Annotated in this window: 19 protein-coding genes; 6 read left to right on the forward strand and 13 right to left on the reverse strand. The window is 60.6% G+C overall.

Annotation, left to right across the window (positions count from 1 at the left end; all coding sequences use genetic code 11):
- Positions 1-57 precede the first annotated feature (57 nt).
- The gene (locus tag Q7C33_RS10390) at positions 58-363 is read right to left on the reverse strand and encodes a hypothetical protein (RefSeq protein ID WP_030142129.1); all 306 of its coding nucleotides are present in this window, start codon (positions 361-363) and stop codon (positions 58-60) included.
- Between the two features lie 129 nt (positions 364-492).
- Between Q7C33_RS10390 and Q7C33_RS10395 the strand changes: the two genes are divergently transcribed.
- Entirely contained in the window at positions 493-690 is a 198-nt protein-coding gene (locus Q7C33_RS10395; protein WP_030142128.1) for a hypothetical protein, read from the forward strand.
- 46 nt (positions 691-736) lie between these two features.
- Here Q7C33_RS10395 and Q7C33_RS10400 read toward each other — a convergent pair whose 3' ends face one another.
- From Q7C33_RS10400 to Q7C33_RS10435, 8 genes are all read right to left on the reverse strand, one after another.
- On the reverse strand, positions 737-1,765 hold the full coding sequence (locus tag Q7C33_RS10400; RefSeq protein ID WP_030142127.1) for a nucleoside hydrolase: 1,029 nt from the start codon (positions 1,763-1,765) through the stop codon (positions 737-739).
- Between the two features lie 29 nt (positions 1,766-1,794).
- Positions 1,795-2,199 carry a D-ribose pyranase gene (gene rbsD, locus Q7C33_RS10405; RefSeq protein WP_030142126.1) on the reverse strand — a complete coding sequence of 135 codons (405 nt, stop codon included), beginning with the start codon at positions 2,197-2,199 and terminating at the stop codon, positions 1,795-1,797.
- Positions 2,196-3,110 (reverse strand): ribokinase, encoded by a 915-nt coding sequence (gene rbsK, locus Q7C33_RS10410; RefSeq protein ID WP_407683352.1) that lies wholly within the window; start codon positions 3,108-3,110, stop codon positions 2,196-2,198. Before rbsK ends, rbsD begins: the two co-directional genes overlap by 4 nt.
- A gap of 24 nt (positions 3,111-3,134) precedes the next feature.
- Positions 3,135-4,154, reverse strand: coding sequence for a LacI family DNA-binding transcriptional regulator (locus Q7C33_RS10415; RefSeq protein WP_030142124.1), 1,020 nt, complete (start codon positions 4,152-4,154; stop codon positions 3,135-3,137).
- A gap of 3 nt (positions 4,155-4,157) precedes the next feature.
- Complete coding sequence (locus tag Q7C33_RS10420; RefSeq protein WP_198796014.1) at positions 4,158-5,135, reverse strand: ABC transporter permease; 978 nt, start codon at positions 5,133-5,135, stop codon at positions 4,158-4,160.
- Entirely contained in the window at positions 5,132-6,685 is a 1,554-nt protein-coding gene (locus tag Q7C33_RS10425) for a sugar ABC transporter ATP-binding protein (RefSeq protein WP_217859929.1), read from the reverse strand. The genes Q7C33_RS10420 and Q7C33_RS10425 overlap by 4 nt, the downstream gene beginning before the upstream one ends.
- A gap of 55 nt (positions 6,686-6,740) precedes the next feature.
- Positions 6,741-7,700 carry a sugar ABC transporter substrate-binding protein gene (locus Q7C33_RS10430; RefSeq protein WP_030142121.1) on the reverse strand — a complete coding sequence of 320 codons (960 nt, stop codon included), beginning with the start codon at positions 7,698-7,700 and terminating at the stop codon, positions 6,741-6,743.
- Between the two features lie 133 nt (positions 7,701-7,833).
- The gene (locus tag Q7C33_RS10435) at positions 7,834-8,280 is read right to left on the reverse strand and encodes a hypothetical protein (protein WP_030142120.1); all 447 of its coding nucleotides are present in this window, start codon (positions 8,278-8,280) and stop codon (positions 7,834-7,836) included.
- 179 nt (positions 8,281-8,459) lie between these two features.
- On the opposite strand from Q7C33_RS10435, the gene Q7C33_RS10440 reads away from it, so the two are divergent.
- Positions 8,460-8,759: a DUF1654 domain-containing protein gene (locus Q7C33_RS10440; protein WP_198796012.1), complete on the forward strand. Its 300-nt coding sequence runs from the start codon at positions 8,460-8,462 to the stop codon at positions 8,757-8,759.
- A 5-nt stretch (positions 8,760-8,764) separates the two neighbouring features.
- Positions 8,765-9,454 (forward strand): endonuclease, encoded by a 690-nt coding sequence (locus Q7C33_RS10445; protein ID WP_030142118.1) that lies wholly within the window; start codon positions 8,765-8,767, stop codon positions 9,452-9,454.
- A gap of 136 nt (positions 9,455-9,590) precedes the next feature.
- Here the strand turns inward: Q7C33_RS10445 and Q7C33_RS10450 are convergent, their stop codons facing one another.
- A complete protein-coding gene (locus Q7C33_RS10450; RefSeq protein ID WP_198796011.1) occupies positions 9,591-9,956 on the reverse strand; it encodes an SPOR domain-containing protein in 366 nt (121 codons plus the stop codon).
- Between the two features lie 247 nt (positions 9,957-10,203).
- Between Q7C33_RS10450 and csrA the strand changes: the two genes are divergently transcribed.
- A complete protein-coding gene (gene csrA / locus Q7C33_RS10455) occupies positions 10,204-10,398 on the forward strand; it encodes a carbon storage regulator CsrA (RefSeq protein ID WP_003179932.1) in 195 nt (64 codons plus the stop codon).
- Positions 10,399-10,590: 192 nt separating this feature from the next.
- On the opposite strand, the gene Q7C33_RS10460 is transcribed toward csrA, so the two are convergent.
- The 3 genes from Q7C33_RS10460 to Q7C33_RS10470 form a co-directional block, all read right to left on the reverse strand.
- Complete coding sequence (locus Q7C33_RS10460; protein ID WP_407683353.1) at positions 10,591-11,046, reverse strand: DUF2214 family protein; 456 nt, start codon at positions 11,044-11,046, stop codon at positions 10,591-10,593.
- Between the two features lie 201 nt (positions 11,047-11,247).
- The gene (cysS, locus tag Q7C33_RS10465; RefSeq protein WP_407683354.1) at positions 11,248-12,630 is read right to left on the reverse strand and encodes a cysteine--tRNA ligase; all 1,383 of its coding nucleotides are present in this window, start codon (positions 12,628-12,630) and stop codon (positions 11,248-11,250) included.
- Positions 12,631-12,651: 21 nt separating this feature from the next.
- On the reverse strand, positions 12,652-14,349 hold the full coding sequence (locus Q7C33_RS10470; RefSeq protein WP_030142114.1) for a glutamine--tRNA ligase/YqeY domain fusion protein: 1,698 nt from the start codon (positions 14,347-14,349) through the stop codon (positions 12,652-12,654).
- Between the two features lie 249 nt (positions 14,350-14,598).
- Between Q7C33_RS10470 and Q7C33_RS10475 the strand changes: the two genes are divergently transcribed.
- Together Q7C33_RS10475 and Q7C33_RS10480 are read left to right on the forward strand one after the other, a co-directional pair.
- Positions 14,599-15,105, forward strand: a complete 507-nt coding sequence (locus Q7C33_RS10475; RefSeq protein ID WP_198796007.1) for a peptidylprolyl isomerase — start codon at positions 14,599-14,601, stop codon at positions 15,103-15,105.
- Complete coding sequence (locus Q7C33_RS10480; RefSeq protein ID WP_198796006.1) at positions 15,102-15,869, forward strand: UDP-2,3-diacylglucosamine diphosphatase; 768 nt, start codon at positions 15,102-15,104, stop codon at positions 15,867-15,869. The genes Q7C33_RS10475 and Q7C33_RS10480 overlap by 4 nt, the downstream gene beginning before the upstream one ends.
- The last annotated feature ends 80 nt before the right edge of the window (positions 15,870-15,949 follow it).

The raw sequence follows: 15,949 nt of genomic DNA on the forward strand, positions 1-15,949 counted from the left end.
TTTGCCTGAGCCCGCGACCCTGTTCGGTCCAGAATCGTGACTGGATATGAACGCGGCTCAATAAACGTCGATGTAATCGAAAGGTGGATTGGGCCAGTTGTCCTTCAGCGCGTTGTAGATCTGCATGACCCAGACCTCGTCGCTGGCAGCGACCCGACCGACATATCCCGAGCCCTTCGCCCAGGTCTCGAGCCGAAACCGCAAGTCGCCGATATCAGTGCCACCGACCACACCCGAAGACAAATAGGCGATACCGCTCTTGGTCACGCGCAACTGCGTATGCTCGTCGTCACTGGCCGAGGCCAGCAATTGACGAACCGCCTCGACGGTGAGGCCGTCAGGAGCATTCAAATCGATCTGCACGGCGGGGCTCCCTTGAAAAATAAAAAGACGAGTGTCGCACAGCCCTCCCCCGATGCCTAAGTCGCAGTGCCAAATCCCTGGCAAAAATGTTTAACTCAGCCTACCGACCTCCAACTCGCGAGCCCTACCATGAGCACCGTCAGCATCGAAGCCACCATCAATGCCAAATGGTCGGAGGGCCATAGTTCCTATAGCCCGGGCAGCCCGGAGGAATTGGCAGTTATCTGCATAGAATTGTTGGTGAGAGAGTTGGGCACGGAGGTCGCCCGCGACTTTATCCAGCAAGCGTTCGAACGCTACCCGAGCATCGTCGACGCGGTGGATTGAACTCATGTGCCCCCAGGCCCAGCCTGCGGACACATAGCCAGGCAGGTTACTTCAGGCGCGCCAGTCGCTCGGTCAGCAAGTCAAAGAAGCCCTGGGCATCGCCGTTTTCCACCCAGAACGCGTTCTTCGGTGCTTTCAGGCCGTCGTACCAGTCGACGATGGTCTGCCCGAACGTCGGGCCCTCGCGACTGTCCACGACGACATTGACCGAACGACCGCTAAACAGTTGCGGCTTGAGCAGATAGGCAATCACCGTCGCGTCGTGCACCGGCCCACCCGTCATCCCGTAGTGCTCCATGTCGCCCTTGACGTATTCGTTGAGGATATCGCCGACCAATTTGCTGGCGTTGTTATTGAGCGCCGCAATCTGCTTCAGGCGTGCCTCGCTGGTGAGGATCTTATGGGTCACGTCCAACGGCAGATAGGTCAGCTTCACGCCACTTTTGGCAACCACTTCGGCCGCCTGGGGATCGGCGTACAGATTGAACTCGGCCACCGGCGTGATATTGCCGCCGTTGAAATGCGCGCCGCCCATGATGACCACTTCCTTGATGCCCTGGACGATGTCCGGTTCCTGGATCAGCGCAAGCGCGAGGTTGGTTTGCGGCCCAAGCATGGCGATGGTGATGCTGTGCGGCTTGGCGGCCTTGAGGGTGTCGATCAGGTAGTTGACTGCATTGCCCTGGGCCAAGCCTTTCTTCGGCTCATGCACGGTTACACCCGACAGGCCTTCCTTGCCATGGATGTTTTCCGCGTAGATCGGCGTACGCATCATCGGCTTTGGCGCACCGGCATAGACCGGGACCTCTTCGCGCCCTGCCCACTCCCGGGCCAGGCGCGCATTGCGAGAGGTCTTGTCCAGGCGCACGTTGCCTGCGACCGTGGTCAATGCGCGGATATGCAGTTCTTCGGGCGACGCCAGGGCGAACAACAGCGCAACCACATCATCGGCGCCCGGGTCGGTGTCGATGATCAGGTCGATTTTTTCTGCCGCCTGGGCGCTTGCGGTGGTGATCAGGGACAAAAGCAGCAGACTCCGCAGCAGTTGATGGACCTTCTGAGCATAGCGGTGCATGGCGCACTCCTTGTGCAGGTGGGTAAGACTCAGAACGTGACGCCCGCGACGAGCACCACGTTGCAATAGGGAGAGCATTCTCCCGTGCGGATAATCGCCCTCGCCTCGCGGCTGAGCAGCTTGAACTGTTCGTGGCTGACCAGCTCCCGCGAGCCCAACGCGCCTTCGGCATGCAACGCCTCCAACGTGGCCAGGGCCGACGGTTGCTTATCAAGGATTTCCTCGGCCAGTACGTGGCTCTCGACCTGCATTTCGCTGAGCACCACCTTCAAAGTACTGACGAAATCAGGAATACCATGGGTCAGCGCCAGGTCAATCAGCTCGACGTGTGGCGGGACCGGCAGGCCGGCGTCGCCAATGACCACTTTGTCGCCATGGCCGAGGGACGCAATCAACCGTGACATGGCCACGTTCAGCAACGGAGTCTTTTTCATGATTTGAACGCCTGTACTTCCAGCAAAGTGGGGATGGAGGGCTGAGCGCCCGCGCGAGTGACCGACAGCGCAGCGGCGACCTGACCAAAACGAATCGCCTCGGCTTCGTCCTTGCCGCTCGCCAGCGCGGCTGCGAAGCCACCGACAAACGTATCGCCGGCCGCCGTGGTGTCCACGGCCTTGACCCGTGGCGCGGGGAAGTGCTCGAAGCTCGAGCCATTGGCGAACATCAGCCCTTGGGCGCCCAGCGTCACAATCACTTTGCCGGCACCGCTGGCGATCAACTGCGTCGCGGCAGCTTCGGCGGTTTCCAGGGAGTCCACCGCCAGACCACTCAGGACCATCGCTTCGCTTTCATTGGGGATCAGGTAGTCGACGTAGGCGTACCATTCGGCCGGCAGCGCACGGGAGGCCGGCGCCGGGTTGAGGATGACGGTCTTGCCGAGTTCGCGTCCGCGCTTGAGCGCATGCCCCACAGTGGCATCCGGCACTTCGAGCTGACAGATGATGACATCGGCGCTTTGCAGCACGGCGTCGAAACGCTCGAGAACCGTTGGCGTCAGCTCGCCATTGGCCCCGGCGACGATGACGATCGCATTCTGGCTGTTGTCATCGACCACGATCAGCGCCACACCGCTGGAGCCGTCCACGACGCTGACCGCCTGGCAATCGATACCCTCGGCCAACAGCGCACCGCGCAGTTGCTGGCCGTAGGCGTCACTGCCGACGCAGCCGACCATGGACACCTGCGCGCCCAGGCGCGCGGCGGCCACCGCCTGGTTGGCGCCCTTGCCACCTGGAATGGTAGAGAACGACTCTCCGATCAGGGTTTCACCACCGCGAGGCAGACGCGGTGCACGGGTCACCAGGTCCATGTTCAGGCTGCCTATTACCACTACGTTTGCTGGCATTGCTTCATTACTCATCTATTCGGTTCAGCGGTACTGGGCGAATGTGCCGGACAGCGGTGCAGTCGATTCTCGCAGGACAATGCTCGGCGTCACGATCCGCTGGTCAGTGACAAGCCCCGGCGTAGCGATGCGTCGCAGCAGGACTTCCGCCGCCATTTCGCCAAGCTGCAGGATCGACTGCCCCACCGTGGTCAGCGCCGGGTAGACATAACGGCTCATCTGGATGTCATCGAAGCCGATGATCGACAGCTCGCTGGGCACGCGCACGTTGCGTTCGGCGGCGGCGCGCAGCGCACCGATGCCGATCATGTCGTTGGCGGCGAAAATCGCGCTGGGCGGTTGCTGCTCAAGCAGTTGTGCCGCGGCCCGATAGCCGCCGGTACTGGTGAAATCACTTTCAAGCATGCGCTCCACAGGCAGCTCGATCCCCGCCTCTTTCAGCGCACGGCAATAGCCCGCCAGGCGCATTTGCGCCACGCTGGTGTCCGCCGGCCCACCAATAAAAGCGATGTCACGATGGCCCAGCTCCAGCAGGTGCCGAGTCGCGAGGTACGCGCCGTACTCGTGGTCGATGCGCACCAGGTCCGCGTCCACGCCGTCAAGCCCACGGTCAACGATCACCATGGGCGTGCGCACGTTGGCCAGCCCTTCGGCCAAGCCGACATCGCCCCCGGCCGAGGCCACGATCAGCCCGTCGATGCGTTTTTCCAGCAACACCCGCAGATAACTGCGCTGCTTGTCCGGGTTGTCATCGGAGTTGCAGAGGATCACGCAGTAACCATTGCGCTCGCAGTAATCCTCGATCCCCCGAGCCAGCTCGGCGAAGTACGGGTTGAGACTATTGGGCACCAGCAGGCCGATGGTTGCCGTGGTCTTGGCCTTGAGCGAGCGCGCCACCGCGCTGGGCACGTAGTCCAACCGCTCGATTGCCGCCTCGACTTTGCGTCGCACCTCGTCACTGACCGGCCGCGTCTTGTTCACGACGTGGGACACGGTCGTGTAGGAAATGCCTGCAAGCGCCGCCACATCCTTGATCGTCGCCATGGTTCAAGCCCGCCGACTGGCGCGCTGGCTGCGGTACGTGTCGAGCACCACCGCCACCACGATCACCGCGCCGGTAATGATGCGCTTGGTCGGTTCGGTGGCGCCGATCTGGGCCAGGCCCGCCGCCAGCACCGAAATGATCAGCACGCCGAAGAAGGTACTGATCACCGAGCCACGCCCGCCCATCAGGCTGGTGCCGCCGATCACCACGGCCGCAATGACCTGCAACTCAAGCCCCGAACCCGCGTTCGGATCCGCCGCTTCCAGGCGCGAAATCTGGAACAGCGCCGCAACGCCAGCCAGCAACCCCATCAGGCTGAACACCAGGATCTTGTAGGGTTTTGGGTTGATCCCCGCCAGGCGCACGGCCTCCTCGTTGGTGCCGATGCCGATCAGGTAGCGGCCGAACACGGTGCGGGTCAGCACCGCCTGGGCAATGAAGATCACCAGTAAGGCGATGATGAACGAAGGTGAAATGCCAAAGGCGATCGGGTTGGACAGCCAGGCGAACGAATCGCCGATGTAGGCGGTCCGCGAACCGGTCATCTGGTACGCCAGGCCCCGGGCCATTTCCAGCACGCCCAGCGAGACGATGAACGATGGGATACGCCAGGCCACGGTAATCGAGCCGGTGACAGTCCCCGCCAACGCGGCCACGGCCATGCCAAGCAAGGCCGACGGCCAGACGCTCCAGCCCCAGCCGAGCACCGCGATGCTGACTGTCGAGGCGGCGAGCGCCAACACCGATCCCACCGATAGGTCGATGCCACCGATGATCAGGATAAAGGTCATGCCGACGGCCAATACCATCAGGTCCGGAATCTGGTTGGCCAGGGTGCTGAACGTGTCATAGGACAGGAAGTGGCTGCTCAGGACCGAGAACAGCGCGACCATGGCCAGCAACGCGCCAGCCAGGCCCAGGTAGGTGCCGAGGCCATAGAAATTGCCAGTGGATTTGCCAGCGGCAGGTGCGGTTTTCATGAGAGATCCCTAGGCGCTGCTTCGTTGAGCAGCGCATCACGTTTCTGGTAGCCGGCGAACGCGGCGGCAAGCAAGTCATCCTGGGTCCAGCTGTCGCGCTCGAAGGTATCGATCAGGCGCCCGGCGGACAACACGCCGATGCGATCACAAATCAGCATCAGTTCCCGCAGGTCACTGGAGACCACGACCAACGCCTTGCCCTGGCGAGTCAACTCACCGAGCAATGCATAGATGTCGAATTTGGCGCCGACGTCGATGCCACGGGTCGGCTCGTCGAACAGCAGCACCGAGCAATCGCGCTCGAGCCAGCGGCCGATCACGACTTTCTGCTGGTTGCCGCCGGACAGTTCGGACACCAATTGCGTCGGGCTCGAGCTGCGGATGCGCATCGCGTCGATCTGCCGCTGCGCCAACGCCACCTCGGCGCTGCCATTGACCAGGCCGGCGCTGGAAATCTCCGGCATGTTCCCCAGGGCGATATTCGCCGCGATGGATTGCGTCAGCAGCAGGCCTTCACCCTTGCGATCCTCAGTGATCAAGGCGATGCCATGGGCCACCGCATCGGCCGGCGACCGGATGCTGACGACACTGGCCGGCGAGCCCAGCGCCACGGTGCCGCTGTCGGCCGCATCGGCGCCGAAGATCAGCCGCAACAACTCGGTGCGCCCTGCCCCGATCAGGCCGGAGATGCCAAAGATTTCACCACTGCGCACTTCAAAGGATACGTCGCGGACCTTGTCGGACCGGCTCAGCCCCTTGACGGTCAGTGCAGGAGCACCGATTTGCCGGGGGCCCAGGTCGATGTGCTCGCCCAACTCACGGCCGACCATCAGCGTCACCAATTGTTCGCTGTTGTAGTTCGCCATCGGCTCGACGCAGACCAGGTTGCCGTCGCGTAGCACCGCAATGCGCTGGGCGACCCGCGCCAACTCTTCGAGGCGATGGGAGATGTAGATGATCGACACGCCGCGCGCCTGCAAGCGTGTGATCTGCTCAAAAAGCATTTCGACTTCGCGGGCCGTCAGCATCGCGGTCGGCTCATCGAGAATCAGCACATGGCAATCGCCGATCAGGTTGCGGGCGATCTCGACCATCTGCTGGTGGCCGATGCCCAGCTCACCGACCAGCGTGTCGGGATCAATTGCGTCGAGCCCCACCTGGGCCATGGCCTCGACCGCCGCCTTGCGCAGTTGCTTGCGGCTGATCCAGCCACCGTGGCTAGGCAGGTTGTCGAGGAACAGGTTCTCGGCCACGGACAGCGTCGGCAGCAGGTTGAGTTCCTGCATGACCATGCGTACACCCAGCGATTCCGCCTGGGCCCGGCTGCCGGGGCGGTAATCCTGCCCCTGGAATTGCATCTGCCCGGTCGTTGGCGTGACCAGGCCACCGATAATCTTGGACAAGGTACTTTTGCCGGCACCATTTTCGCCGGTCAGCGCCAGCACTTCACCGCGCATCAACGTCAGGTTGATATCGCTCAGTACCGGCTGGGCATAGGTCTTGCCGATACCGCTGACGCACAGGACAGCGTTCGGGTCGCGAACGGACATAACAAACTCTCCAATGCGCTCGCCCGGACGGGCGAGCGCCGTTGTGTCGCCAGGGTTACGGCTTGGTCACCAGCTCGACCGGAGTTTCGATAACGCCGTTGGCGCCGCTGTCGACTTTTTCACCCTTGAGGATCTTCAGCGCGGTCTCGATACCGAACACAGCCTGCTTGGCAGCGAACTGATCAGCAGTCGCCAGGACACGACCGTCCTTGAGCATCGGCTTGATCGCGTTGATGTTGTCGTAGCCGACCACTTGCACCTTGCCCGCCTTGCCAGCAGCGCGCACGGCCGAGACCGCGCCTACCGCCATGCTGTCGTTACCAGCCAGCAACGCCTTGATGTTCGGGTATTCGCTGAGCATCGACGAGGCAACCTGGTTGCCCTTGTTGATTTCCCAATCGCCCGATTGCAGTGAAACGACCTTGACCTGCGCCGCCTCCATCGCATCCTTGAAGCCCGCGGTGCGTGCCTGGGCATTGGTGGTGGTCGACACGCCTTCGATAATGCCGACCTCGTCACCGGCCTTGAGCTGCTTGGCCAGGTATTCCCCCACCAGGCGAGCGCCCTTGCGGTTGTCCGGACCTACGAACGGCACGTTGATGTTCTTGCTCTTGACCACTGCCGGGTCGAGCTGGTTGTCGATGTTGATCACGGTGATACCGGCGTCGACGGCTTTCTTGATCACCGGCACCATGGCCTTGGAATCGGCCGGCGCGATAATCAGCGCATCGACTTTGGACACGATCATCTGTTCGACGATGCGAATCTGATTGGCGGTGTCGGTTTCATCCTTGATCCCGTTGGAGATCAGGTCGAAATCGGCGGAGTGTTCCTTTTGATACGCCTTGGCGCCATCTTCCATGGTCAGGAAGAATTCATTGGCGAGGGACTTCATGACGAGCGCGACCTTGGGTTTTTCCGTGGTCTGGGCGAGCGCCGAGGAGAAAGGCAGCGCTGCGGATGCGGCCGCGAGCATGGCGACGGCGAGAAGGCGTCCAGCGAATGGCAGCTTCATGGGTTCACTCCGATTTTATGATTATTGTGAGCAAAATCGTCGCACGGCAATCGCGCAAACGTTTGCGTGGAATGAACTATGGTAAAGCATCGGCGTTTTGTCAACGTCCCGTTTTCATCCGGAACGTCATCGATCAAGCCGTGGTGTTGACCAGCGAACCCGAGCTGGAATCTTTCGCCAGCTCCTTGATCAAGCTACCCGTAACCTGCTGCAGCGCGCCGGTGGTGTCGGCGATCTGACCCTGGATCGACAGGATAGCAGTCGTCTTGGCATCAGGCGTCGGATAAGGACGCGCCTGTGCCGCGGCAAGCTGCTGTTGTTGCTCGCGCAGTTGCTGTTGAAGCTCCTGCATGCGCTTGAGCAATATTTTTGTGGCAATGCTCTGGTCGCTGTCGCTTTTTTCGGTCTTGCTCTCGGCTTCGGTCGCCAGATTCGCACGGACCTTGCCAGGCACTTGCGTTTCGCCAAGGGCCTCGTCGGCTGCGTCGGCGCTCGCCTCGCTCAGGGCATTCAGCGTGGCCGCGGATTTTCCGCCAATGGTGATGGCGGCGGCATTTGGAAAGCCGATTGAAATGGACATGTCTCGCTCCGTGAAAAAATTTCCTACAAGCAAGATCGTCCGCCGGGGAATTTTCTTTAGGCCTCTGGCGGAATCTGCTGAAGACAAAGGACCTTTCTCAATAAAAAAATCCTTCTTCCTACATCAAAACGCAAAAAGCGCTGTCAGACGATTTTCTTGATTTTTAAGCAGTTGCGTAAATGCCTACAAATAAATACTGTATGCACGTACAGCTTAATAAGGATAATCCTGTGGCCACGCCCTCCGCTGCAACTACTCCCTTAGATTCCTATTCACGACTCGGTCTTCGGGTCTCGAAAATCATCAATTCCCCCTCCGCACAAAAAGCCAAGGCCGCACTGATCTTCCGCCTTCCTGATGAGCCGGTGGATGAATGGGAACGCTTGCTGGAAGAAATCGACGAGAACGACAACGTCACCCTCGCTTATCGCGACGATGGCGGCGTGCAGGTTTTCTGGGTTGTGCCGAAGGAAGATTGAGCCTGATGATCGTTCGCTGTTTAGCTTTATCGCTCGTCTTCGTTGCCATGGGCGCGCAAGCCGCTGCTCCCCGCACCTTCAACGAAGCCAAGAAAGTCGCCTGGAAACTCTACGCCCCGCAATCCACCGAGTTCTACTGCGGCTGCAAATACACCGGCAATCGGGTGAACCTGGCGGCCTGCGGTTACGTGCCGCGCAAGAACGCCAGTCGCGCCGCGCGCATCGAGTGGGAACATATTGTCCCGGCGTGGCAGATCGGCCATCAGCGTCAATGCTGGCAACAGGGCGGGCGCAAGAACTGCACGCGCTACGACCCGGTGTACCAACGGGCCGAGGCTGACCTTCACAACCTGGTGCCCAGCATTGGCGAGGTCAATGGCGACCGCAGCAATTTCAGCTTCGGCTGGTTGCCGGTGCAGAAGGGTCAGTACGGCTCATGCCTGACCCAAGTGGACTTCAAGGCCAAGAAAGTCATGCCCCGCCCTTCCATCCGGGGAATGATCGCCAGGACGTATTTCTATATGAGCAAACAGTACGGCCTGCGCCTTTCGAAACAGGACCGGAGCCTGTACGAAGCCTGGGACAAGACCTATCCCGTGCAGGCCTGGGAGCGCCAGCGCAACCAGAGCGTTGCGTGCGTGATGGGGCGCGGAAACGAATTCGTCGGCCCAGTGGACCTGAAGGCCTGCGGCTGAGCGGGCATTTTTGAACCGCACAAACCAACTGTAGGAGCGAGCTTGCTCGCGATAGCGGTGGATCCACCAACAGAGACGTTGGCTGGCATGCCCCTATCGCGAGCAAGCTCACTCCCACACGTTTTGTCCTACCCGTTTATTTGGCCGTTGGATAATCCACAACCTGAGTCTCGATGTTGCGCTTCTTGGCGCGGACCAGGGCAGCGGTGATTTGCTCCTGCTTGGCTTGAGCCTCGGCTTCGGAGCTCAACGGCCCGACCAGAACCCGATCCTTGCCATCCTCCCGGACCACAGTGGACATGAAACTGTGCTCGATCAGCCATCCGGTGAGATCGCTGACGGCCTGGGGCGTCTCGCCGCGAACCTCGACCGCCCATTGCGGCGCCGCAGCGGCCGCCGGCGTGGAGCTCGCCACTGCTTTCGGCTTGGGTGCCTCGACGTCGCGCCCTTCCCCACATCCAGCCAGCGCCAATACCGCGATAACCCAAGCCAATTTACGCACAACGATTCCCTCGCAAGACATGAAGCGGGGATTTTAGCATCCACTCTCGCCAACAACGCCCTAAACAGTGCGCAAAACACGAGAATCCTGCCCGGCGTCTCTGTATAGTCGCACCCTGGGAATTAATGCTGCGTCTGCACGTCAGAAAGAGGCACCCACATTGTGACACTTAGCACTAATCTATAAGCAGTACCGACATCTGCACTGTCTGAATCAGGTGCCCTATAAAGCTATCAAGGAGAACACCATGCTGATACTCACCCGCAAAGTCGGTGAAAGCATAAACATTGGTGACGACATCACGATCACCATTCTGGGCGTAAGCGGCCAACAAGTCAGGATCGGCATCAACGCCCCGAAAAACGTTGCGGTGCATCGTGAAGAGATTTATCAGCGTATCCAGGCCGGCCTTACCGCCCCGGACAAGCCTCAAACGCCCTGAGCCTTGTCGCAGTCCGCAGCCAGCCCGCTTGCATCACCGCAAGGCTGGCTAAAGATGCATATCGACCGCGCCTCGCCCTGCCCCATCCGCCTTGACCTCGTCCAGCCGTGAAACCGATATTAATGGCTTGCCTCGTAGCATGGCTGTCAGACGTTTCGTTTTAATGGCGGGGAAGCAGGCGTTCGTGGCCGGTCAACCCAAGCTCACGCCGCGAGCCATCCCCGTGGCGGCGATCACCATCAGGATCAACAGCAACGCCTCCAAATGACTGATCCGCGCAAAGCGCCCCGCCCTCGATGGATCGATCGCGCCCCCTTTGCCGAGGGCTATCCGCCATTTGATCAGGGCGATCATCGGCGCGATTTCAAGCAACAGAATCGCCACGAACAGCGTCATCTTCAGGTGAAACAGCGGCTGATGCAGGTAATAGTCAGCGCCTTTTTCGTACCCGGCAAAAGCGCGCATCCCACCCGTTACCAGCAACACCAGCGCTGACAGTCCCCATACGTTGTCCGCAACCAGGACATTGCGAACCACGTCAGCGCCGCTTGCGAGGCGGCGCAACGCCGTGCCACGGGTCAGCACCGCCCAGAACCCGAGGGCGAACGCCAGGAGATGGATGGCCGCGAGAGACCAGTGAGCGAGCATGGGAGGACTCCTGTCAGAGGATGTCGAATTGACCTGACAGTACTAGCTCATAATTAATTGATTGCTAGGGTTGGAATGCAAAAAACTGTGGGAGCGAGCTTGCTCGCGATGGGGATATATCAGCAGACAAACATGTTGCCTGACACTCCGCCATCGCGAGCAAGCTCGCTCCCACAGTGGGTATTGCGCGCCTAAGAGATCTTAGTCCGCCAATCGCCAGGTCGTCCCGCCCTTCCCGTCTTCCAGCACCACGCCCATGGCGGTGAGCTGGTCGCGGATGCGGTCGGATTCGGCCCAGTCCTTGTTGGCTCGCGCAGCCAGGCGCGCCTGGATCAACGCCTCTACCTCGGCCGCGTCCACGCGACCTTCGGCGCCGGCTTGCAGGAAGTCATCGGCTTCGAGCTGCAACACACCCAGCACACTGGCCAGTTCCTTCAAGCGTGCCGCCAGGCCCGCCGCCGCATCAACATCGCTCTCGCGCAGGCGGTTGATCTCACGCACCATCTCGAACAGCACCGCGCACGCTTCCGGCGTGCCGAAGTCGTCGTTCATCACTTCGGTGAAACGCGCCACGAATGCTTCGCCACCGCCAGGCGGCACGCTCGGCAGGCCCTTCAACGCATGGTAGAAACGCTCCAGGGCACCCTTGGCATCCTTGAGGTTATCTTCCGAATAGTTGATGGCGCTGCGGTAGTGGCTCGATACCAACAGGTAACGCACGACCTCCGGGTGATACTTGTCGAGCACGTCGCGGATGGTGAAGAAGTTGTTCAAGGACTTGGACATCTTCTCGCCATTGATGCGAATCATGCCGCAATGCATCCACGCGTTGGCGTAGGTCTTGCCGGTGGCTGCTTCACTCTGGGCGATTTCGTTTTCGTGGTGCGGGAATTCCAGGTCGCTGCCGCCGCCATGAATGTCGAAGGTCTCGCCCAGGCAGCAGGTCGACATCACCGAGCACTCGATATGCCAGCCCGGACGCCCGGCGCCCCATGGCGAATCCCAACTCGGCTCACCCGGCTTGGCGCCCTTCCACAGCACGAAGTCCAGCGGGTCTTCCTTCGACTCGTCGACTTCGATACGCGCACCGATGCGCAAGTCTTCGATCTTCTTGCGCGACAGCTTGCCGTAGCCCATGAACTTGGCGACGCGGTAGTACACGTCGCCATTGCCCGGTGCATAGGCGTAGCCCTTGTCGATCAAGGTCTGGATCATCGCCAACATGCCCGGGATGTGGTCCGTGGCGCGCGGTTCCAGGTCCGGCTTCTGGATGTTGAGGCGCGCCTCGTCCTCGTGCATGGCCTTGATCATGCGCTCGGTCAACGCATCGTAAGGCTCGCCGTTTTCACGGGCACGGTTGATGATCTTGTCTTCGATGTCGGTGATGTTGCGCACGTAGGTCAGGTCATAACCGCTGAACCGCAGCCAGCGGGTCACCAGGTCGAAGGCGACCATGCTGCGGCCATGACCGATGTGGCAGTAGTCGTACACGGTCATGCCGCAGACGTACATGCGCACCTTGTTGCCATCCAGCGGCTTGAAGACTTCTTTGCTCTTGGTGAGCGTGTTGTAGATCGTAAGCACAGGGTTTCCCTTAAGACTTGATCACTGACCCCAGGAATCGCGCAAGGTCACGGTACGGTTGAACACCGGAGCACCGGGTTTCGAGTCCTTGATATCCGCGCAGAAGTAACCTTCGCGCTCGAACTGGAAACGGTCTTCCGGCTGTGCGTTGCCCAGCGATGGCTCGGCACGACAACCAGTGAGTACTTGCAAGGAGTCAGGGTTGATGTTGTCCAGGAAACTGGCGCTGTCTTCGGCCTTCTCCGGGTTCGGCGAACGGAACAGGCGATCGTACAGGCGCACTTCGCACTCGACGCTGGCGGCGGCCGGCACCCAGTGGATCACGCCCTTGACCTTGCGACCTTCCGGGTTCTTGCCCAGGGTGTCGGGGTCATAGGAGCAACGCAGCTCGACGATGTTGCCGTCGGCGTCCTTGATGGCTTCGTCGGCGCGGATCACGTAGCTGCCGCGCAGGCGCACTTCGCCGGCAGGCTCCAGGCGCTTGTAGCCTTTTGGCGGCTCTTCCATGAAATCTTCACGGTCAATGTAGATTTCCCGGGCGAACGGCAGGACGCGCACGCCCATGTCTTCCTTCGGGTGGCACGGCAGCTCGAGGTTCTCGACCTGGCCTTCCGGGTAATTGGTGATGACCACTTTCAGTGGGCGCAACACGCACATGGCACGCGGCGCACTGTGGTCGAGGTCGTCGCGGATGCTGAACTCCAGCATGCCGAAGTCCACCACGCCGTCGGAGCGGTTGGTGCCGATCATCTCGCAGAAATTGCGGATCGACTTCGGCGTGTAGCCACGACGGCGGAAGCCCGACAGCGTCGACATGCGCGGGTCGTCCCAGCCGCTGACGTGCTTCTCGTCCACCAGTTGCTTGAGCTTGCGCTTGCTGGTGATGGTGTAGTTCAGGTTCAGGCGGCTGAATTCGTACTGGCGCGGGTTGGCCGGCACCGGCAGGTGTTCCAGGAACCATTCGTACAGCGGACGGTGGCTTTCGAATTCCAGGGTGCAGATCGAATGCGTGATGCCTTCGATGGCGTCCGACTGGCCGTGGGTGAAGTCATAGTTGGGGTAGATGCACCACTTGTCGCCCGTCTGGTGGTGATGGGCATGACGGATGCGGTACATGATCGGGTCGCGCAAGTTCATGTTCGGCGAGGCCATGTCGATCTTGGCGCGCAGCACACGGGCACCGTCCGGGAACTCACCGGCGCGCATGCGGGCGAACAGGTCCAGGTTCTCTTCCACGCTGCGATCGCGGAACGGGCTGTTCCGGCCCGGTTCGGTCAGGCTGCCACGGTATTCCTTGGCCTGCTCCGGCGTCAGGTCGCACACGTAGGCGTTGCCGGACTTGATCAGCTCGACCGCCCAATCATGCAACTGGTCGAAATATTGCGAGGCGTAGCGCACTTCGCCGGCCCATTCGAAACCCAGCCACTTGACGTCGCTCTTGATCGCGTCGATGTATTCCTGGTCTTCCTTGGCCGGGTTGGTGTCATCGAAACGCAAGTGCGTGACGCCACCGAACTCCTCGGCCAGGCCGAAGTTCACGCAGATGGATTTGGCGTGACCGATGTGCAGGTAGCCGTTGGGCTCCGGCGGGAAGCGGGTGACGATCTGCGTGTGCTTACCCGAATCCAGGTCCGCCTGGACAATCGGGCGCAGGAAATTGACCGGCACGGCCGGGCCGGTCTTGGAATTCGAGGTAGGGTCGACAGTGGGCTTGCTCATAGGATCCTTGAACGTACAAGTGCGCGGCCGGGTGCGGCCTGATAAATCAAAGCCCGTATCATAGCCGATGCTGTCAAGCACCTGACAGGCCGAGCCGGCAAACGATTGAATTTAATCGATGAGCCGATGAAAAACAGCCTCGAAATTCGTGCCCGGCACGCTAAACTGCCCAACCTGGCGATTGCGACCAGACCGGTTGCGGGCGTCCGCGCCCCCGAAACCCACGAATTCCTTGAAAGAGTAGTGATCATGACCCAAGTCAAACTGACCACCAACCATGGCGACATCGTCCTGGAACTGAACGCCGAAAAGGCACCGATCACCGTTAAGAACTTCCTTGAGTACGTCGAGGCCGGCCATTACGAAAATACCGTTTTCCACCGTGTCATCGGCAACTTCATGATCCAGGGCGGCGGTTTCGAGCCGGGCATGAAAGAAAAGAAAGACAAGCGCCCAAGCATCCAGAACGAAGCCGACAACGGTCTTTCCAACGACAAGTACACCGTCGCCATGGCTCGCACCATGGAGCCGCATTCGGCCTCCGCGCAGTTCTTCATCAACGTTGCCGACAACAGCTTCCTGAACCACAGCGGCAAGAACGTCCAGGGCTGGGGCTACGCAGTATTCGGTAAAGTCACCGCTGGCACCGACGTGGTCGACAAGATCAAAGGCGTGTCCACCACCTCCAAGGCCGGCCACCAGGACGTGCCCGCAGAAGACGTGATCATCGAGAAAGCCGAGATCATCGAAGCGTGATATTGCTGATTTCAGATTTGCATCTGGAAGAGGAGCGCCCGGACATCACCCGGGCGTTTCTGGATTTACTCGCCACACGCGCCCGCTCGGCGCAAGCGTTGTACATCCTGGGCGACTTTTTCGAAGCCTGGATCGGCGACGATGCCATGACGCCGTTCCAGCGTTCCATCTGCCAGGCCCTGCGCGAATTGAGCGACAGCGGCACGGCCATTTTCCTCATGCACGGCAATCGCGACTTCATGCTCGGGCAGGCTTTCTGCAAAGCGGCTGGCTGTACCTTGCTCAAGGATCCGAGTGTCGTGCAGTTCAACGGTGAACCGGTATTGCTGATGCACGGCGACAGCCTCTGCACACGGGATATCGGCTACATGAAGATGCGCCGCTGGCTGCGCAACCCGGTCACGTTGTTCATCCTGCGCCACCTGCCACTGGGCAGTCGCCAGAAACTGGCCCGCAAGCTGCGCAGCGAAAGCCGCACCCAGACGCGGATGAAAGCCAACGACATCGTCGACGTCACGCCCGAAGAGATCCCGCGGATCATGCAGCAATACGGCGTGAAGACCTTGGTCCACGGCCACACCCACCGTCCCGCCATCCACAAGCTGCAACTGGGCGAACACGCAGCGAGACGCATCGTGCTGGGGGATTGGGACAAGCAAGGTTGGGCGTTGCAGGTGGATGAACAGGGGTTTGCGTTGGCGCCGTTCGGGTTTGCCCCGCCGCCACAACTGCCGGCACCCGATACAATCCCTGACTACATATAGATCCCTTGTGGGAGCGAGCTTGCTCGCGAAAGCAGTGTGTCAACCGACGTTAAAGTTAACTGACCCACCGCCTTCGCGAG

The organism is Pseudomonas sp. BP11-1-1, from assembly GCF_052112105.1.
Taxonomy (GTDB): Bacteria; Pseudomonadota; Gammaproteobacteria; order Pseudomonadales; family Pseudomonadaceae; genus Aquipseudomonas; species Aquipseudomonas alvandae.

Bases quoted from the DNA above. Each gene is read 5' to 3' on its own strand.
- Q7C33_RS10395 (WP_030142128.1), top strand. From the start codon at position 493: ATGAGCACCGTCAGCATCGAAGCCACCATCAATGCCAAATGGTCGGAG.
- Q7C33_RS10400 (WP_030142127.1), bottom strand. From the start codon at position 1,765: ATGCACCGCTATGCTCAGAAGGTCCATCAACTGCTGCGGAGTCTGCTG.
- rbsD (WP_030142126.1), bottom strand. From the start codon at position 2,199: ATGAAAAAGACTCCGTTGCTGAACGTGGCCATGTCACGGTTGATTGCG.
- rbsK (WP_407683352.1), bottom strand. From the start codon at position 3,110: ATGCCAGCAAACGTAGTGGTAATAGGCAGCCTGAACATGGACCTGGTG.
- Q7C33_RS10415 (WP_030142124.1), bottom strand. From the start codon at position 4,154: ATGGCGACGATCAAGGATGTGGCGGCGCTTGCAGGCATTTCCTACACG.
- Q7C33_RS10420 (WP_198796014.1), bottom strand. From the start codon at position 5,135: ATGAAAACCGCACCTGCCGCTGGCAAATCCACTGGCAATTTCTATGGC.
- Q7C33_RS10425 (WP_217859929.1), bottom strand. From the start codon at position 6,685: ATGTCCGTTCGCGACCCGAACGCTGTCCTGTGCGTCAGCGGTATCGGC.
- Q7C33_RS10430 (WP_030142121.1), bottom strand. From the start codon at position 7,700: ATGAAGCTGCCATTCGCTGGACGCCTTCTCGCCGTCGCCATGCTCGCG.
- Q7C33_RS10435 (WP_030142120.1), bottom strand. From the start codon at position 8,280: ATGTCCATTTCAATCGGCTTTCCAAATGCCGCCGCCATCACCATTGGC.
- Q7C33_RS10440 (WP_198796012.1), top strand. From the start codon at position 8,460: ATGCCTACAAATAAATACTGTATGCACGTACAGCTTAATAAGGATAAT.
- Q7C33_RS10445 (WP_030142118.1), top strand. From the start codon at position 8,765: ATGATCGTTCGCTGTTTAGCTTTATCGCTCGTCTTCGTTGCCATGGGC.
- csrA (WP_003179932.1), top strand. From the start codon at position 10,204: ATGCTGATACTCACCCGCAAAGTCGGTGAAAGCATAAACATTGGTGAC.
- Q7C33_RS10460 (WP_407683353.1), bottom strand. From the start codon at position 11,046: ATGCTCGCTCACTGGTCTCTCGCGGCCATCCATCTCCTGGCGTTCGCC.
- Q7C33_RS10470 (WP_030142114.1), bottom strand. From the start codon at position 14,349: ATGAGCAAGCCCACTGTCGACCCTACCTCGAATTCCAAGACCGGCCCG.
- Q7C33_RS10475 (WP_198796007.1), top strand. From the start codon at position 14,599: ATGACCCAAGTCAAACTGACCACCAACCATGGCGACATCGTCCTGGAA.